Below are 15,433 nucleotides of genomic sequence, written 5' to 3'. Positions count from 1 at the left end.
CCGCGTTCGAGGCCCGCTATTGGGGCCAGGACAAGAAGATCGTCATCGCCGAAAAGGCCAACATCATGCGTTCCGGCGCCGTCTCGCAGGGCCTGTACGCGATCAATTGCTACATGGGAACCCGTTTCGGGGAAAACAACCCGGAAGATCACGTCCGTTACGCGCGTATCGATCTGATGGGGATGGTCCGCGAGGACCTGCTGTTCGACATGGCCCGTCACGTCGACTCGACCGTGCATCAATTCGAGGAATGGGGCCTGCCCCTGATGCGCGACCCGAAGACCGGCGCCTATCAGCGGGAAGGCCGCTGGCAGATCATGATTCACGGCGAGTCCTATAAGCCGATCGTCGCCGATGCGGCGAAAAAGTCGGCCGACAAGGTCTTCAACCGCATCTGCGTCACCCATCTGCTGATGGATGAAAGCAACGCGAACCGCGTGGCCGGGGCGGTTGGCTTCAATGTGCGCACCGGCAACTACCATGTCTTCAAATCGAAGACCGTGATCTGCGGCGCCGGTGGCGCCTCCAACATCTTCAAGCCGCGCTCGGTTGGCGAGGGCGCCGGCCGCGTTTGGTACGCGCCTTGGTCGTCCGGCTCCGCGTATGGCCTGATGATAGGCGCCGGCGCGAAGATGACCCAGATGGAGAACCGCATCGTGCTGGCCCGCTTCAAGGACGGTTACGGCCCGGTCGGTGCCTACTTCCTGCACCTCAAGACCTACACCCAGAACGGCTATGGCGAGGAATACGAGTCCAAGTGGTTCCCGGCGCTCGAGGAGATGGTCGGCAAGCGCTATCTGGACATCGAGGCGTCACACCTAACCCATCGCCCGATTCCGACCTGTCTGCGCAACCATGCGCTGATCAACGAGGTCAACGCCGGTCGCGGACCGATCCACATGGTGACCATGGAGGCGTTCCAGGACCCGCATCTCGAAGAGATCGGCTGGCACAACTTCCTCGGCATGACCATCGGACAGGCGGTTCTATGGGCGGCCACCGATGTCGATCCCAAGAATGAGAATCCGGAGCTGACGACCTCCGAGCCCTATGTCATGGGTTCTCACGCGACCGGCTGCGGCGCCTGGTGCTCGGGTCCCGAGGATGTCTCGCCGCCAGAGTACTTCTGGGGCTACAACCGCATGACCACGGTCGAGGGTCTCTTCGGTGCCGGCGACGCCGTCGGCGGCACGCCGCACGCCTTCTCTTCCGGCTCCTTCACCGAGGGTCGCCTCGCGGCCAAGGCGGCCTGCCAGTACATCGATGACGGCAAGGCCGAAGGCATCGTCGTCTCGGATGAGCAGATCAACCGTCGCAAGGAAGAGATCTATCGGCCGATGGAGCACTACAGGATCTATCGCAATGAGATCACGGCCGGATCGGTCAACCCGAACTACATCAACCCACGCCAGGGCCTTGATCGGCTGCAGAAGCTGATGGACGAGTACTGCGGCGGCGTGACGGTCGGTTATATGACCAACGACAAGCTGCTGAACATCGGCTTGAAGAAGATGAAGGTCATGGAAGAGGACCTCGAGAAGCTGGCCGCGGAGAATATCCACGAACTCCTGCGGGCATGGGAACTGAAGCACCGCCATATGACCGCCGAAGCGGTCTTTCAGCACACCCTGTTCCGCGAGGAGACCCGTTGGCCGGGCTACTACTATCGCGGTGACCACATGAAGGTGGACGACGACAACTGGCATGTGCTGACGGTATCGCGCCGCGATCCAGAGACCGGTGAATACACCATGGAAAAGGCGCCCTGTTATCACCTGGTCGATGCCTAGGACGAGGCGCCTCTGAAGGCGCGGGGCCCGCGAGTAGCGGGCCCCGCGCCGTTCCTGTACAGAAATCCCCGTGAATGAATATCAACGATTTGACCGACGAAGAGCTACTTGAGATCGCGCATCCCATGTGGGATGAGCTGATCAAGTATTCCAACGAGGGCGATTACGGCAATTTCATCAAGAAGTTCTCGTATGGCCTATTACTTGGCCTGAACGAGGTGGAACTGGGTCATCAGTTTGCGCACAGCGAGCTGGCGCGAAACCTGGTCGAGGAGAGGGACTTTCTTGGCCTGATCAGGCGTGGCGAGCATGTCACGGCCCTCTACCGCGTGCGGAGCCAAACACGAGAAGGCGAGTGGCTAGGACGCATGGTCCTCGGCTACGAGAAGGGAGAGGTGAAGATCTTTGCCGCTTCGATCTTCTGACGCCATGCAACGGACTAACAGACACACCATCGAGGACAACAAGTTTGTCGAACTCACCTATCGGGTCGTCGATCGGAAAAGCGGCGACGTCCTGACGGCGGTGGAATTCCCGCTGGGATACGTCCAGGGTCGTAACGAGGTGCTGGCGCCACAAGTGATGGCGGAACTCGCGGGACGGTCGGCGGGAGAGACGATCAAGATCCCGATCGATTGCACCGATCTCTACGGTCCCCGAGACGAGTCCCTGGTCATCACCGACCGGATCGAGAACGTCCCGGTCGAATACCGAGAAGTCGGCACCGAGATCCTGATGGAGAACGACAAGGGCCAAACCAAGCGCTTCTTCGTCACCCGAATGGACGACAGGACGCTGACCATCGATGGCAACAATCCGCTGTGCGGCCGACAGGTCGTCTTCGAGCTTGAGATCCTCAGCGTGCGCGATGCGACCGATGAGGAGATCCGCGCGGGCGGCAAGGTGGACAGCGGCCCGGACACCGGCGGACTCCCAACCCGACCCCTCTGATCATAATCCGCGGCGATCCCGACCCGATCTCATCGCCTCGGCCCAGTCCGCGAGCGATTGGGGCAATCGCTAAGGCGATTGCCGGAAAAGCTCATGTCGAATTGCGCAGGATTTTCGTTTGCCTTCGAGGAGCATCGCCGGGAGCATCGCCGGGCTCTGTGACCGGCGCCGCGACGAAGAAGGCGAGCGAAAAGACCAGCAAGGCGGTATGAGCTTTGACAGAAATCGCCTAAGCGGGAAACAGCTTCCGCATCGCGCCATAGACGTGTTCGTAGGTATTGGCGTTTTCGCCGCAATGAATGAGTTCGTCGGACTCGGTGCGGAAGGTCAAATAGGGATGCACCTCGACACCCTCGACCTCGACCCCCGCGACATCATCAATAATGCCGGCGATGCTCAATGCGATACTGGCCGTCAGGTCTTCTAGCTGATCCTGCTCGACGCCCCCTTCTTGGAGCTTGAGCTTGATTCGTTCGACGATTTCGGCGACGAATAGCGCCTGCTGTTCGTCGAATTGCGCGCTCGCCACTGTCAGTTTCACGTTCGATACCCTGGTGATCCCGTCTTGGTCAGGTTTCCCGAAGCCAGCAGATAGCATTTCCGATCATCTGTCACGGCTTTGACCCCGCAAACGCGCGGCCTGGCGAACGTGGCGGTTCACCCGGCCGCCGTGCTCAGGCGTCTCAGGGTTTCTTTGGGGTCTGATACTCGACCTCTTTCTGAAACTGTTCCCAAATCACCTCGTATCCGACATACCCCTTTTCATTGGGCGGCATCTGACGGGTCAGACAAAATCGGCTGTGGCCGTCGGGAACCTTCGGGCGCGTTTTCTTTTGTTCGCTCATCGATCACCTCTTTGCTTGGAAGGCCAGCTCGGCGTATGCGCGAGACAGCAATGAGGAAGCTATCCCGGCGGAGCGAGGCTGTCAAGCCACCGCAAGGAAAAGCCGCCTGGACATCTCTTGTAAATATCAGTCCTGTCGCCATTCGCCCAGACTTGCGGATACGGCCATTGCGTTGGATCCAGGCTTGTGGGCGAGTATCGTCCGGCGCTCAGGTCGAGCGGCGATAAGACGGCATCGGTGCCATGGCATGATGGAATTCGCGGCATCGACGACCTTGGGAACCGGTCCAACGGCCCCGCTCGATCCAGCCGGCCGCTGTCAATCGGTGGCGGGCAGGATTCCACGTTGCACGAGGTGATCGATGACCTCGATGGCGAGCGCTTCCGGCGTCCCCTCGCCCGCATGGACGACGAGTTCCGGGTTCTCTGGCGCTTCGTAAGGATCGTCGATGCCCGTGAAATGCTTGATCTCCCCCGCGCGCGCCTTTTTGTACAGGCCCTTGGGGTCACGCCGTTCACAGATTTCGAGGGGCGTATCCACGAACACCTCGATGAAGTCGCCCGCGCGCATCGTTGCCCGCACGCGATCGCGATCCAAGCGATAAGGGCTGATGAAGGCGGTCAGCGCAATGGTGCCGGATTCGCAGAACAGTTGCGCGACGGCACCGATGCGACGAATGTTTTCTTCCCGATCGACAGCGGAAAATCCTAAGCCGAAACGCTCGGCATAGGCCTCGCCATGGGTCTCCCGCAGCATGCCGGGGCCGGCATTGAGCCCATGGCGCACATTGTCGCCATCGAGCACCGAGCTTTTCACGCCCCGGGCCGCGAGCATATGATCCACCACATTAGCGATGGTGCTCTTGCCAGAGCCACTCAGGCCGGTAAACCAGATCACGCAGCCACGATGGCCATGCAAGCGCTCGCGCTCCTCGCGCGAGACCCGGTGATCGTGCCAAGTTACATTCGTATCGTTCGCCATGGAGGAATCTCGATGCCAGAAGACTGAAGCGATGGAGTGGACAGGGAAGGTTAAGGGAGCGGGTCGAGGCTGGCAATCATCCGCGAGCGACGACGCCGGGCAGGCTGTTGCGGTCGCGGCGTGATCGCGCTCGCAAACAAGGCGCGGCGACCTGGACAGTTCCGCGACCATGTATTAGTATTTGCTTATTCACTAACAGAATGGAGTCCGGTCATGTCGTTCAATTGTCGCACCATGCGTTCTGCCGTCATCCTCTCGGGCCTGATGCTTGCCGCAGGCCTGCTGCTCGGGATGATCGCGATCCTCGCGGGTCTCTCGATCGCCACGAGCCAACTCGCGCTGATCCTGGTGCTTGGCGCCGTCTTCCTGCTTGCCGTCGTCTTCCTGGTCGCGCTGCTGCCAGGCGCCGCACAGCGGATGGATGAATGTCGTCACTAGGATCGGTTCCCGGAGCTGATGCGGCATCTGGCGGACCAAGGCTTGGTCAAGGCCGCCCTGGCCATCGCGCAGACGGCAGTCGTGCAGAGAGGCATCACGGTCGGCCAGCGGATCGGCGGCGAGCCGCCAGATCGCAGCGGTGGGCTTGAGCTGGGTGGAGGACTCGCCACTGTTGAGCGGGGGACCGTAGAGATCGGCCCAGCCCTAGCCGAGTAGGGCCTTGAAGACGCAGTCGATCTTGAAGGTCGATGAGGTGGCACATGGGCGCAGTCTAGCAGCGAAGCCCGCTGCACGCGCCTACTCAGAGCGCCCGCCACAGCACCCGCTCCACCCCCAGCGCAACTACCGCAAAGGCGCGCAGATCCTTCAAGCCATGACGTTCGATCAGTGTGCCGCCGTAGTCACGCGCCTGGGCCTCGGCTTCATCGAGCTTGGCTTTCACGGCTGGGCGCTCGGCGAGCGCCTCGCGCGGCAGCTCGCGGACCTGCTCGCCGTTGAGGCCAAGCTCCTTCAGGCCCAGGTATTTGAACTCCAGCAGCAGATCGAGCGCCTGAAAGCGGCGCTTGTCCGGGCGCACGATGAGCGCGAGATCCGCATAGCCGCGCTCGGTCTCCAATTCGGAGACGGCCATGTAGAGCCGGTCATCAAAGAGTAGGGTCAGGAAGGCGAACTTGACCAGCAGCTCATTGCTCCAGCGATAGTCGCGGTTGGAGAGCACGCGGAAGTAGCTCTGTTCGATCAAATCGCAGAGCGGCGTCAGATCGCCCGTCAGGTAGAGCGCTTCGCTGGCGCTGCGGGCTTGGCTGCGGATCTCGGGGGCCGGCAGCCAACGCTCGCGCAGACGCTCGACATAGAGCCCGCGGGCGACCAGGTTGGGAATGCGCAAGATCAGCTTGGCAAGTGTGCCCTCGCCGGCCAGGGTCAAGATGCCGAAGAAGTACAGCAACGAGGCCATGAACGGCTGATCCTTGACCGCCGCGAGCACATCGGCGACGCCGAAGCGCTGCACCAGCTCGGGGATCAGGATGCGGTCATCGCCGCTGAGGGCCTCGATCAGCAGGTCTTCGCCTTGGGGCAACTGGGTGATGTACATCAGCTTGTTGCGGTCCATGGCCAGGTTTTCGTCGAGCATGCGGCGGGGGTACTGGCCCTGGGTGGCAAGGGCCTTGAAGAAGTAGAGGCTGAGGGTGGGGTTGTAGAGGCCTTCTTCAGCGGCTTCGCTGAAACGATAGCCATTGTAGAAGGTGCGCATGGTCTCGAGCGCGGCGGGGGCGGTCCAATCGCCGCCCTCCCCGCCCTCCTCGGCCAGTTGGCTGAGCACAGTCGCGACTTCGGCCTCGGTGAAGCCGCAGAGATCGTTGAACTGGGGCAGCAGGTAGATGTCTTCGCCGACGTTGTAACCGCTGGTCATATCGCTCATGACCACTGGCGAGACGCCGGTGATGAACACCCGGTCCAGCCCCAGCCCGCCGGCAGCGGCCTTGACCGATTTGAACACCGTCTTCAGCAGCCCCTCGCCCTGCAGCAGGGTCTGGTAGCGATCCTGGCTGCCAGGGCGCGCGGCCATCAGTACTTCGTTGGCGAAATTGTCGTACTCGTCGATCAGCAGGTAGAGCTTGTGCGGGGTTTGCGAGAGGGTGCTGAGCAGCGACTCCCAGGAAGAGATGGCGTGCTCTGGCGTGATGCTGATCGGTCGGGGTAGCTGCGAGGCATAGCGGTGCTGGAAGGCAGTGATGCGATCATTGATATGCCGATGCACCGCGTCCTCGATGTCGGCGATCTCGCCATGGGCGGGAATCAAGGAGAAGTCCCATTTGAGCACGAAGTATTGATTGTGCAGCGGGGTCGGCTCGCGGCCGATGGCGAGGTTGCCGAACAGCGCCGCGAACTGCTCGGCGCGGTTGAGATCGTAGTAGTGCTCGAGCATCGACAAGAGCAGGCTTTTGCCGAAGCGGCGCGGGCGCAGGAAGATCAACTGATCGCCAGCGGCCTCCAGGGCAGGGATGCGGTCGGTGCGGTCGAGGTACCAATACTCCTGCTCGCGCAGTTTGCCAAAATCGCTGAGGCCGTAGGGAAAGTGCATGGGGCGCGCCTGTTGCTGTTGCTGTTGCTGTTGCGGGTGCGGGTGCGAATACGGTTGCGGTGTGTCTGAGCATAGCAGTCGTGCCGCTGAATTCGCTTGCGCAAGATGAGGCGAAGCTTTCTAGCCTCGGCATGGCGTTGAGGCGATGGATCAGCCGCGCGCGGTGGGTTTCAGTCCCAAGCAGGGCCATGAAGACGCAGTCGGGCTTGGGGTCGATGAAGTGACACATCTTGCCGAGACTGCCGAGTGAGGCGGTAAGATGCTGGTCATGAGCCCGACTCGGATGAACAAGACCAGCAACAGCCGCACGCGCCTGAACGCGCTGGAACGCCTGGGGCTGGCGGCGGTCACGCTTCTGCTGTGCTTGCAGCTTTACCTCAACATCCTGCTCGGCCGCGCGCAGCTCGATCTGCCGGCGCTCGCGCGCGCCTTGCGCCAGGCGGGACTCTCGGTGTTGCCGGCATTGACGCTGATCGCCGTCGCCGCCGGCGTCATCCTTGGCCATCAAGCGGCGCGGCTGCTCGCCGAGATCGATCTGCCCGGGCTGATCCTGGTGCCGGTGATCTACGCGGTGGTGATGGAGTTGATCCCGCTGCTGGTCGGCGTCTTGGTCGCGGGCCGGGCCGGCGTGGCGCTTGCCGCCCGTCAGGCCACCCTGATCGCCAGCGGCAAGGTCGATGGACTGTTGGTGAGCGGCATGAATCCGATCCAGTTCACCACCGGGCCGGTGCTGCCGGCGATGCTCGCGATGTCCTTCGCGCTCAGTGTCTGGGGCACGCTGGTGGCGCTGAGCGCGGCGCTGCTCTGGCTGCTGGCGATGGCCGATGTTCCGCTCTACCTCTTCAACGAGGCGCTGCGCCAAGCGCTGTCGCCGAGCGATCTGCTCGAAGCGCTCGCTAAGCCGCTGATCTTCGCGCTCGTGATCGCCCTGGTCGCCACCGCCAACGGCATCGCCGCCGGGCGTGACGTGGCCGGCGTCAGCCAAGCCGCGACCGATACCATGATCGGCGCCGTCACCGCGATCCTGCTCATCGACCTCGCCTTCGTGCTGGCGCCCTGAAGGTGGATGCCATGAATCGGACAGCCGCCCAGTCGACGCCAGCCAGCCTCTCCCCAGCCGGTGCTCCCTCGGCTAACGAGCCGCACTCGGCCAATGCTCCCCTGGCCGAGTTACACCAGGTCTTCCAGCACGTCAAAGGCCACTGCGCGCTCAGCGATCTCTCGCTCAGGGTCGACCAAGGCGATGCGCTGCTGCTGATCGGTCCGAACGGGGCCGGCAAGAGCCTCACGCTGCGGCTCCTGCTCGGCCTGGATCATCCCTCGGCAGGATCGGTGCGCTTGTTCGGGCAGGATTTGGCGCATTTGAACGATACGCGCATGAATCGCTTGCGCGGTCGCCTCGGCGTTGTGTTGCAAGGCGGTTCACTCCTCGATGAGTTGACGGTGCTGGAGAATCTGTTATTGCCGATGCGCGCGCAAGCGAACACCCGCGCGCGTCTCGCCCGCGCCGCCCGACTGGCGATCACTCAGTTGCAGCTCGATGGCATGGAGCATCAGTTTCCACGCGCGCTGTCGCTCGGGCAGCAACGCCGGGTCGAGTTGGCGCGCGCCCTGATCAATCAGCCCGAGCTGTTGATCTGCGATGGCCTCAGCGACGGTCTCGACCAACCGGCGCTGCGCGAGATCCTGGCGATCTTGCAGGTGCAGCGCGCCAGCCGGGGATTGAGCCTCATCGCCACCGATAACAGGATGTTGGAGATCATCGGCCCCGAGGATCGGGTGGCGGTGATGGATCGCGGCCGGCTCCTGTTCGCCGGCACCCGCGTTGGCTTGGAATCTCGCTGGCGCGACGATCTCGAGCTGCGCACGATCTTTGAAGGACATCCTTAGCGGTCGATTGTAGGCTGATCACCAGCATGAGTAGGTTAAACCGTCTCTATTCCCCGCCCGAGCTGGGCGCGCCTGGCAAGCGTCAGGCCCACGACCGGCATCGCGACCTGACGCTGGCCGGGCTCTTCGTGCTCTTGATGGCCGGCGTGGTCGTCGCGATCCTGCTGCTGCTCGTCCCCGGTTTGTTCGGCGGTTACAGCCTGCGCGCCTACTTCCTCGATGCGGATGGGCTCGATAGCGGCATCGAGGTGATGCAGGAAGGCTTCACGATCGGCCAAGTGCGCGCCTTGGAACCGGTCTTCCAGCACGACCCCGACCGCGACGATTGCCCGCAACCAAGCGCCGAGCGCGCGCCCGACCTGCCCTGTTTCCGCGTGATGCTGAACATTCAGCAGGCCTGGCCGGTGCCCGCCGACAGCGTCGCCCAATTGGCCTCGGCTGGCTTGTTGCAGGGCAATATCATCCGTATCGTTCCGGGAACCTCGGCCGCGACCCTGAGTCCTGACAGCGCCATCCCGACGATTGAGCGCGCGCCCGATCTGGGGATGCAGATCACCGCCGCGCTGGCGCAGGCGCAACAGACCCTCGACGAGAGCATTCGCCCGGCGCTGATCCGGCTGCAAGAACGTCTTCAGGGCCTCTTGGCGATGTTCGGCGAGCAGGCCGAGGATGGCGAACTCGGGGCCGATCTCGGGCAGGGGCTGGGCTCGGTGCTGGATAACCTGGTCCAGCTGAGCGCCGACATCGAGCAGAGTATCGACCCGCAACAGATCCAAACGATCCTGAGTACCGTGCAGCGCCTCTCCGACAATCTGGCCACCGTATCCTCGACCCTGCCGGCGCGCACCGACGATATCCAAGCGGCGGTCGCCCGCTACGGCGCGCTCGCCGACGAACTCCGCGGCCTGGTCGAGACCAGCCGCCCGAATGTCGAGGGCTCGCTCGACGATGTGCAATATGTGTTGCAAGAGCTGTCGGCGACCCTGACGCCGATCCTGGCCAACATCGAGAACGCCTCGCGTAACCTGTCGGCGCTCGCGCGCGAGCTGCGCGAGCAACCCACCTCGCTGCTGCGTGGCCGCGAGCAGGAGGATCAAGCCCCATGGTTCGAGCGTTGATCGGCATCCTCGGCCGGCGGCGATTGCCACCGCCCCGCCCTCCGCGCGCGCGCTTTCTTAGTGCCGATTCAGCCGAGCCAGCCGATTCGGTTAGGCCAGCCGGATCGGTCTGTATTGGCGGCCTCTGTCTGTTACTGCTGATGCTCGGCGGCTGTGGCGGCTCGGGACCGCCAGTGCGCGAGCAGTTCTACAGCCTGCAGCCCGAGATCAGCGTCACGCCAAGCGCCCGGAGCATCCCCGGCACCCTGCTGGTGACGCCTCTGGGATCGCGCGGTTTCCTGGGCGGAACCCAGATCGTCTTTCGCACCGCCGAGGAGCCGCTACAGGTGCAGCGCTATGACGACTTCCTCTGGGAGGCGGTGCCCGGGCAGGCGCTCGCCGAGGCGTTGATCTCCGCGTTACGCGCGGCGGACACCTTTGCCTACACGGTCGCGATCGCCGACCGGGCGCGGGCCGACTTCATGCTCAACGGGGAACTCACGCGCCTGGAACATCGGCCCACCGCCGACCCGCCCTCGGTGAGCCTGGCATTGAATCTCACGCTGATCGCCGGCGACGACCGCGCCACCCGCTTTTCGCAGGCCTACAGCGGCACCGAGCCCACCCGGTCGAGCACCCCCGAGGCGATGGTGCGCGCCTTCAATCGTCTGAGCGGGCGGCTGCTCTCGGAGGCCGTGCGCGACCTTCAGCGCCAAGCGCCCCAGTTCGCGCGCAACGCGACGGGTCGCGACTGAGCCTTGTCTCGACACCGGCCTCGACAACGACTGCGACACCGCGCGGACCCCTTCGCGCCGCTGATGCCGGCCGAGATCGGCCACATGCCGGTGGCCTGGCATCGGTTACGCATCCCGGGGCCACCGCCGGCCTTTGCGCTGAGCGCGCAAGAGCGGTACGGCAGCACGCCAATGGCGCGCTTCCAGCGTCGTTGCATTCAAACCCTGACAATCCCGCGCGCGGATGGCGGCGCGCCTGGAGCCAGCGCCAAAGCCGACCCTGGGGCCAGGCTCGGAGTCGATCCTGGAGTCAGCCCCGGTGCCGATCTCGGTGCCAGACCCGAAGCGGGTCGCGGGCAACACGCCCCTCCCAGCGATCGCCTCGCCTTGATCGACAAGGCCGCGCCGCATGCCCTGTTCGATCTGATGCTGAGCGAGGTCTCGTCACCGAGCGCGGAGCAACCGGCGAAGGCCGATGCCAGCGCGGTAGCGCCCGCCACCGGCCGCGTCCTCTGGCAGACGGCGGCGAACTTCCGCCGCTTCGTCGCCAGCCCCGAGATCCGGCGCGCGTTCGACCTCGATGGCGGCTGGTTGCAGTTGGCGCTCAACTGCGATCCCCACACCCATGATCGCGAGAGCGTACAGGCGCTGAAGCAGTTTCATCTGCACCTGATCTACTGGCGGGCCTGTGAATTGCAGCCCTTGCAACAGGTCGAGCGCTTCGCCGATCAGCGCGACCCGATGCTGATGCGTCAATGTCTCGATCCGCTCAGCTTTCTCGGCCCGACGCTCTTGTACGAGCGTTTGGCCGATCTCGCGCGCACGGGCATCACCCTGCTGCCGCCCGATCCAGCCGCGACCTGCGCCGGTCAGCGGCCGCTCGGATGTTTGCTACAGATCGAACACTGGGATGTGCTGGCGACAGCGGCCTTCGAGCGGTACATTCGCAGCCTGCATCGCCGTCTCGCCGAAACCGCGACCCTGCTGCTGCAGGCGTTCACCGGCGCCACGCAGCCGCCGGCACCCTGGCAACGGCATCGGCTCCTGCCGAGCGCGCGCATCGCCGAACAGCTCGACCAACTCGGTCTGAGTGCCGCGAGCAACGCCGGCCTGCTCGCGCTCGCCCACGGCCTGCGTGACCTTCCCGACCCGGTCGCCCAAGCCCTACGCCGCGCCGCGCCGGCTCGGCGCATGCACTGCATGACCCTGAACCAACCCTGCTATAGCCTGACCCTCAGCCCCATGGATGCGCGCGGCCATCCGAGCCCGAGCAGCGATGGGCCGCTGTTGCTGAGTCTTCAGGTCAAGCTCCTGTCCGGCATCGGCGGGGCCGGGCTGTTCTCGTTTCCCGGCATCCCGAGCGTTCGCGTGCTGCGTTCCCAGGGCTGTTTCACGGACGCCGATTGGCGCCAGCGCGCGGACTTCCAACGCCGCTTCGCGGCCTATAACCGCCACGCTTTGCACGACCTCGCCACGGGTTGGTCTCGGTAGGACGCTCGCCATGGACTTCGCCGCCCATGCCCATCTGTGGATCCTGTTCTCGCTGCTGTCGGCGTTCTTCCATGCCTCGCGGCTCGCGGTCACCAAACACCTGAGCCTGAGCCTGTCGGCGCGCGCGCTCACGCTCTATGTCAACCTCGCCAGTCTGTTGGTGACCCTGCCATTGACGATCTGGTATCGCCAATTCCCGCTCGACGACCCGGTCTATCTCGGCGCCGTGCTCCTAGGCGGACTCCTCTCCGGCCTGGGCGGCTGGTCGTTGAACATCGCCATCAAGCGCAGCGAAATCTCCCTGGTGGGGCCGATCCTGACGCTGACACCGGCGTTCGTCATCATCCTCGAATGGCTGCTCACCGATGCCCTGCCCGGTCCCCTCGGCTTCGCTGGCATCGGCTTGCTGATCATCGGCAGCTATGTGCTCGCCCTCAGCGGCGGCGAGCAGGACTGGCAGCAACCGCTGCTGCGCCTGTTCACTAATCCGGGCAGCGCCTTCACGCTCATGGCAACCGGCTGCTTCGCCGCCGCCTCCACCCTCGGGCGCATCGGCATCGAGCGGTCCGACCCGCTCTCGTTCGCGGTGGTGGTCGCGGTGGTCAATCCCATCGTCCTGTTCACGCTGTTCAGCCTCCAGGATCGGCGCTTCTATCGCGAGGTCTTGCCACCGGATCTGGCCCGCCAGACCAAGCCTTTGCTGCTGCTCGGGCTGCTCTTCGCGCTCATGCGCATCGCCGATCAGATCGCCCTCAGCCTGACCCTCGCGAGCTATGCGATGGCGGTGAAGCGCGCCGCCGGGATGTTCTCGGTGCTGATCGGGCGCTGGTTCTTCGCCGAGGGCGGCACCCGCACCAAGCTGCTCGGCAGCGCCATCCTGCTGCTCGGCCTGTTCGTGCTGACGCAGCTCTAGCCGTCAGCGCCGCGAAGGATCCCGCGGCCCTGCCCGTTCCCTCGGACGCTTGCCGCAGCCCTGCCCCCGTCCCTCAGCCCGACGCGATCCGATCGACATCGACCGACACCGCCAGGCTGTGCTCGCCACCGCCATAGAACACCCCGCGCACCGGGGTCACGTCCCGATAATCGCGCCCGATCGCCGTGGTGATGTACTGATCGCCGATCGGGCAATCGTTGGTCGGATCGAGATCGACCCAGCCGCCGGTCGCCTGTGCCTCCGGGCAATAGATCGCCAGCCAGGCATGCGAGGCATCGGCCCCGCGCAGCTTGGGCTGATCGGGCGGCGGCAAGGTTTCGAGATAGCCGCTGACATAACGCGCCGCCAGGCCGAGTCCGCGCAGCGCGGCGATCGCCAGATGGGCGAAGTCCTGGCAGACCCCCCGGCGCTGGGCGAGCACCTCGGCGAGCGGGGTGGCGACCGTGGTCGAGGTCGGATCGTAGTCGAAGTCGCGGTGGATACGGCCGATCAGATCCAACGCCGCTTCCAGGAGCGGTCGTTGCGGGCTGAACGACGCGCGCGCGTAATCGGCCGCGAGCGGCTCCAGCGGCACCGCCGGCGACGGCAAGGCGAACAGCCGCGCCGAGGCGCCCGCGGCCGCGCGCAGCGTCTGCAAGCGCGCGCGCGTCTTCTCCCAGGACTGCGTCGCGGCCGGCTCCGGCAGCGGTGGCGCCGTGACCTCGATCTCGGCGCTCGCGCTGATCTCCAGTTGCAGGTGCGACTGCTGGATCGAGAAATAATTGACCCGATTACCGAAGAAGTCGCGATGCTCGCGCACCACCGAGGGCCAGGGATTGATCCGCAGGTTGGCCGCGATGCAGCGCTGGCAAGGCGTCTCGCGCGGTTTCAGATGGGCGATGCTGTGACAGAGCGAGACCGGATCGCTGTAGCCATAGCGCGTCAGATGGGTGACCTGATACCTCATCGCGCCTCCCCCTGCAGGCATCCGCCCGCGCCCGCTCCCGTTGCCCCCAATCCAGGCGCGCCCAATGCGGTTGCCCGCCCGCCATTCGCTCCCCGTTCCGCGGCACCGAATGCCGTCGTGCGCACTCCGAGCGCGTCCTGCCCCGAGGCCTGGGAACGCTGCCCGATCAGATGATGTGGCTGTTCCTCATGGCGGAAGTATTGCGCGGTGATCGCATCGGAGAGGGCGCTGATCGAGGTTTCGACGCTCGCCAGCAAGCCCTCCAGCGCCTCGCGGCGCAGACCGCCCTCGCTGGGGCGCGCGAGCAGATCCAGCTCGGCCAGGCGCAGTTCGGCGAGCAGCCGCAGCAGGATGCGTTGGGCCGGCGTGCGGCGCGTCGACAGGCTGTCGCCGGGCATCTCGTCGACCAGCTGCGACAAGCGCGCGATCTGGTACGCCAATGCGCGCGGATTCGTCTCATCCTGCAAGACCAGATCCAGCATGGCGCCCACCCGCGTGCCGGCCTGGTAGCGCCGCCGATAGGTGATCAGGCTATCGGTGACACCGAGCACCGCCTCGACCAGGATCGATTCGCCGAAGTCGGGACTGACGCTGATCAGCGTCGAGCGCAACAGCGAGGCGGTGTGCAGACCCCGCTCCAGCCGCCGGCCGGCCTCGAGGAAATGCCAGCCCTCGTTATGGGTCATGTTCTCGTGGGTCAGCGCCGAGAAGGCGACCAGCGAGGTGATCAGCGGGTCGAGCAGATCCAGGGCCCGGCCGAGTCCGCGCGGCGGCGCCTGGGTGAGCAGCCGTTGCCGGCGCTCGATGTCGTTGGTGACCCGCCAGGTGTCGTTGGACAGGCGCTCGCGTACCGACCAGGCCGCCTGCCCGAGCGCCTGCAGGGTCTGCGGCAGCGTGCCGGCGCGGGTCTGATCGCTGATCAGCGACAGCACCTCCGGCACCGGTTGCGCCAGCCGCTCGGCGGCGCCCTCGCCGACGAAGCCGGGAAAGCTCTGGGTCTGCCGCGTCAGCGCCGCCAGCAACAACCGCAGGCAGCCATCGGCATCGGTCTCGTCGGCCAGACTGCTGCGCTCGCTGATCTGGATGATGACGATGCGCAGCAAGCGCACCAGCCCCTCGGCGCGCTCGGCATAACGCCCGATCCAGAACAGGTTGTCGGCCACCCGGGACGAGACCTCATTCTCCTGCACCACCGCCGGCACCACCGCCGGCGCCTTCGCATCCGGACTGACGATCAGCGTCTCCTGGCGCTC

General features: G+C 64.9%; 16 protein-coding genes. 10 read left to right on the top strand and 6 right to left on the bottom strand.

Annotated features, from left to right (window positions below):
- From aprA to ACLFQI_RS05335, 3 genes are all read left to right on the top strand, one after another.
- Positions 1-1,790: adenylyl-sulfate reductase subunit alpha (aprA, locus tag ACLFQI_RS05345; RefSeq protein WP_410757845.1), on the top strand; the 1,790-nt coding region annotated here is incomplete at its 5' end.
- Between the two features lie 74 nt (positions 1,791-1,864).
- Positions 1,865-2,215, top strand: a complete 351-nt coding sequence (locus ACLFQI_RS05340) for a hypothetical protein (RefSeq protein WP_410757844.1) — start codon at positions 1,865-1,867, stop codon at positions 2,213-2,215.
- Positions 2,216-2,219: 4 nt separating this feature from the next.
- Positions 2,220-2,741, top strand: a complete 522-nt coding sequence (locus ACLFQI_RS05335) for an FKBP-type peptidyl-prolyl cis-trans isomerase (RefSeq protein ID WP_410757843.1) — start codon at positions 2,220-2,222, stop codon at positions 2,739-2,741.
- A gap of 229 nt (positions 2,742-2,970) precedes the next feature.
- On the opposite strand, the gene ACLFQI_RS05330 is transcribed toward ACLFQI_RS05335, so the two are convergent.
- The 3 genes from ACLFQI_RS05330 to cysC all read right to left on the bottom strand — a co-directional run bounded on the left by ACLFQI_RS05330 (position 2,971) and on the right by cysC (position 4,567).
- Positions 2,971-3,339 carry a hypothetical protein gene (locus tag ACLFQI_RS05330; protein WP_410757842.1) on the bottom strand — a complete coding sequence of 123 codons (369 nt, stop codon included), beginning with the start codon at positions 3,337-3,339 and terminating at the stop codon, positions 2,971-2,973.
- 85 nt (positions 3,340-3,424) lie between these two features.
- On the bottom strand, positions 3,425-3,586 hold the full coding sequence (locus ACLFQI_RS05325) for a hypothetical protein (RefSeq protein WP_410757841.1): 162 nt from the start codon (positions 3,584-3,586) through the stop codon (positions 3,425-3,427).
- Positions 3,587-3,904: 318 nt separating this feature from the next.
- Positions 3,905-4,567, bottom strand: coding sequence for an adenylyl-sulfate kinase (gene cysC / locus ACLFQI_RS05320; RefSeq protein ID WP_410757846.1), 663 nt, complete (start codon positions 4,565-4,567; stop codon positions 3,905-3,907).
- A 213-nt stretch (positions 4,568-4,780) separates the two neighbouring features.
- On the opposite strand from cysC, the gene ACLFQI_RS05315 reads away from it, so the two are divergent.
- Positions 4,781-5,005: a hypothetical protein gene (locus ACLFQI_RS05315; protein WP_410757840.1), complete on the top strand. Its 225-nt coding sequence runs from the start codon at positions 4,781-4,783 to the stop codon at positions 5,003-5,005.
- A gap of 301 nt (positions 5,006-5,306) precedes the next feature.
- On the opposite strand, the gene ACLFQI_RS05310 is transcribed toward ACLFQI_RS05315, so the two are convergent.
- A complete protein-coding gene (locus tag ACLFQI_RS05310) occupies positions 5,307-7,088 on the bottom strand; it encodes an AAA family ATPase (protein ID WP_410757839.1) in 1,782 nt (593 codons plus the stop codon).
- A gap of 283 nt (positions 7,089-7,371) precedes the next feature.
- On the opposite strand from ACLFQI_RS05310, the gene ACLFQI_RS05305 reads away from it, so the two are divergent.
- The 6 genes from ACLFQI_RS05305 to ACLFQI_RS05280 all read left to right on the top strand — a co-directional run bounded on the left by ACLFQI_RS05305 (position 7,372) and on the right by ACLFQI_RS05280 (position 13,213).
- Positions 7,372-8,148 (top strand): MlaE family ABC transporter permease, encoded by a 777-nt coding sequence (locus tag ACLFQI_RS05305; RefSeq protein WP_410757838.1) that lies wholly within the window; start codon positions 7,372-7,374, stop codon positions 8,146-8,148.
- A gap of 11 nt (positions 8,149-8,159) precedes the next feature.
- Positions 8,160-8,978, top strand: coding sequence for an ATP-binding cassette domain-containing protein (locus tag ACLFQI_RS05300; protein WP_410757837.1), 819 nt, complete (start codon positions 8,160-8,162; stop codon positions 8,976-8,978).
- 26 nt (positions 8,979-9,004) lie between these two features.
- The gene (locus ACLFQI_RS05295) at positions 9,005-10,096 is read left to right on the top strand and encodes an MlaD family protein (RefSeq protein ID WP_410757836.1); all 1,092 of its coding nucleotides are present in this window, start codon (positions 9,005-9,007) and stop codon (positions 10,094-10,096) included.
- Positions 10,097-10,236: 140 nt separating this feature from the next.
- On the top strand, positions 10,237-10,830 hold the full coding sequence (locus tag ACLFQI_RS05290) for an ABC-type transport auxiliary lipoprotein family protein (RefSeq protein ID WP_410757835.1): 594 nt from the start codon (positions 10,237-10,239) through the stop codon (positions 10,828-10,830).
- Between the two features lie 63 nt (positions 10,831-10,893).
- Positions 10,894-12,300, top strand: coding sequence for a hypothetical protein (locus ACLFQI_RS05285; protein ID WP_410757834.1), 1,407 nt, complete (start codon positions 10,894-10,896; stop codon positions 12,298-12,300).
- Positions 12,301-12,310: 10 nt separating this feature from the next.
- Complete coding sequence (locus ACLFQI_RS05280; protein WP_410757833.1) at positions 12,311-13,213, top strand: EamA family transporter; 903 nt, start codon at positions 12,311-12,313, stop codon at positions 13,211-13,213.
- 73 nt (positions 13,214-13,286) lie between these two features.
- Here ACLFQI_RS05280 and ACLFQI_RS05275 read toward each other — a convergent pair whose 3' ends face one another.
- Both ACLFQI_RS05275 and ACLFQI_RS05270 read right to left on the bottom strand, forming a co-directional pair.
- Complete coding sequence (locus ACLFQI_RS05275; RefSeq protein ID WP_410757832.1) at positions 13,287-14,180, bottom strand: transglutaminase family protein; 894 nt, start codon at positions 14,178-14,180, stop codon at positions 13,287-13,289.
- Positions 14,177-15,433, bottom strand: a 1,257-nt coding sequence (locus tag ACLFQI_RS05270) for an alpha-E domain-containing protein (protein ID WP_410757831.1), incomplete at its 5' end; no start/stop codon positions are given. The genes ACLFQI_RS05275 and ACLFQI_RS05270, both read right to left, overlap by 4 nt.

Source organism: Halochromatium sp. (genome assembly GCF_046541315.1).
GTDB lineage: Bacteria > Pseudomonadota > Gammaproteobacteria > Chromatiales > Chromatiaceae > Lamprobacter.
The sequence above is the reverse complement of the archived record's forward strand: the minus strand, read 5'-3'. Positions and strand labels throughout refer to the sequence as shown.

Excerpts from the sequence above, each read along its gene's own strand:
- cysC (WP_410757846.1), bottom strand. The coding sequence starts at position 4,567 with ATGGCGAACGATACGAATGTAACTTGGCACGATCACCGGGTCTCGCGC.
- ACLFQI_RS05300 (WP_410757837.1), top strand. The coding sequence starts at position 8,160 with ATGAATCGGACAGCCGCCCAGTCGACGCCAGCCAGCCTCTCCCCAGCC.
- ACLFQI_RS05275 (WP_410757832.1), bottom strand. The coding sequence starts at position 14,180 with ATGAGGTATCAGGTCACCCATCTGACGCGCTATGGCTACAGCGATCCG.
- ACLFQI_RS05325 (WP_410757841.1), bottom strand. The coding sequence starts at position 3,586 with ATGAGCGAACAAAAGAAAACGCGCCCGAAGGTTCCCGACGGCCACAGC.
- ACLFQI_RS05285 (WP_410757834.1), top strand. The coding sequence starts at position 10,894 with ATGCCGGCCGAGATCGGCCACATGCCGGTGGCCTGGCATCGGTTACGC.
- ACLFQI_RS05280 (WP_410757833.1), top strand. The coding sequence starts at position 12,311 with ATGGACTTCGCCGCCCATGCCCATCTGTGGATCCTGTTCTCGCTGCTG.
- ACLFQI_RS05315 (WP_410757840.1), top strand. The coding sequence starts at position 4,781 with ATGTCGTTCAATTGTCGCACCATGCGTTCTGCCGTCATCCTCTCGGGC.
- ACLFQI_RS05310 (WP_410757839.1), bottom strand. The coding sequence starts at position 7,088 with ATGCACTTTCCCTACGGCCTCAGCGATTTTGGCAAACTGCGCGAGCAG.
- ACLFQI_RS05340 (WP_410757844.1), top strand. The coding sequence starts at position 1,865 with ATGAATATCAACGATTTGACCGACGAAGAGCTACTTGAGATCGCGCAT.
- ACLFQI_RS05305 (WP_410757838.1), top strand. The coding sequence starts at position 7,372 with ATGAACAAGACCAGCAACAGCCGCACGCGCCTGAACGCGCTGGAACGC.
- ACLFQI_RS05330 (WP_410757842.1), bottom strand. The coding sequence starts at position 3,339 with ATGCTATCTGCTGGCTTCGGGAAACCTGACCAAGACGGGATCACCAGG.
- ACLFQI_RS05290 (WP_410757835.1), top strand. The coding sequence starts at position 10,237 with ATGCTCGGCGGCTGTGGCGGCTCGGGACCGCCAGTGCGCGAGCAGTTC.
- ACLFQI_RS05335 (WP_410757843.1), top strand. The coding sequence starts at position 2,220 with ATGCAACGGACTAACAGACACACCATCGAGGACAACAAGTTTGTCGAA.
- ACLFQI_RS05295 (WP_410757836.1), top strand. The coding sequence starts at position 9,005 with ATGAGTAGGTTAAACCGTCTCTATTCCCCGCCCGAGCTGGGCGCGCCT.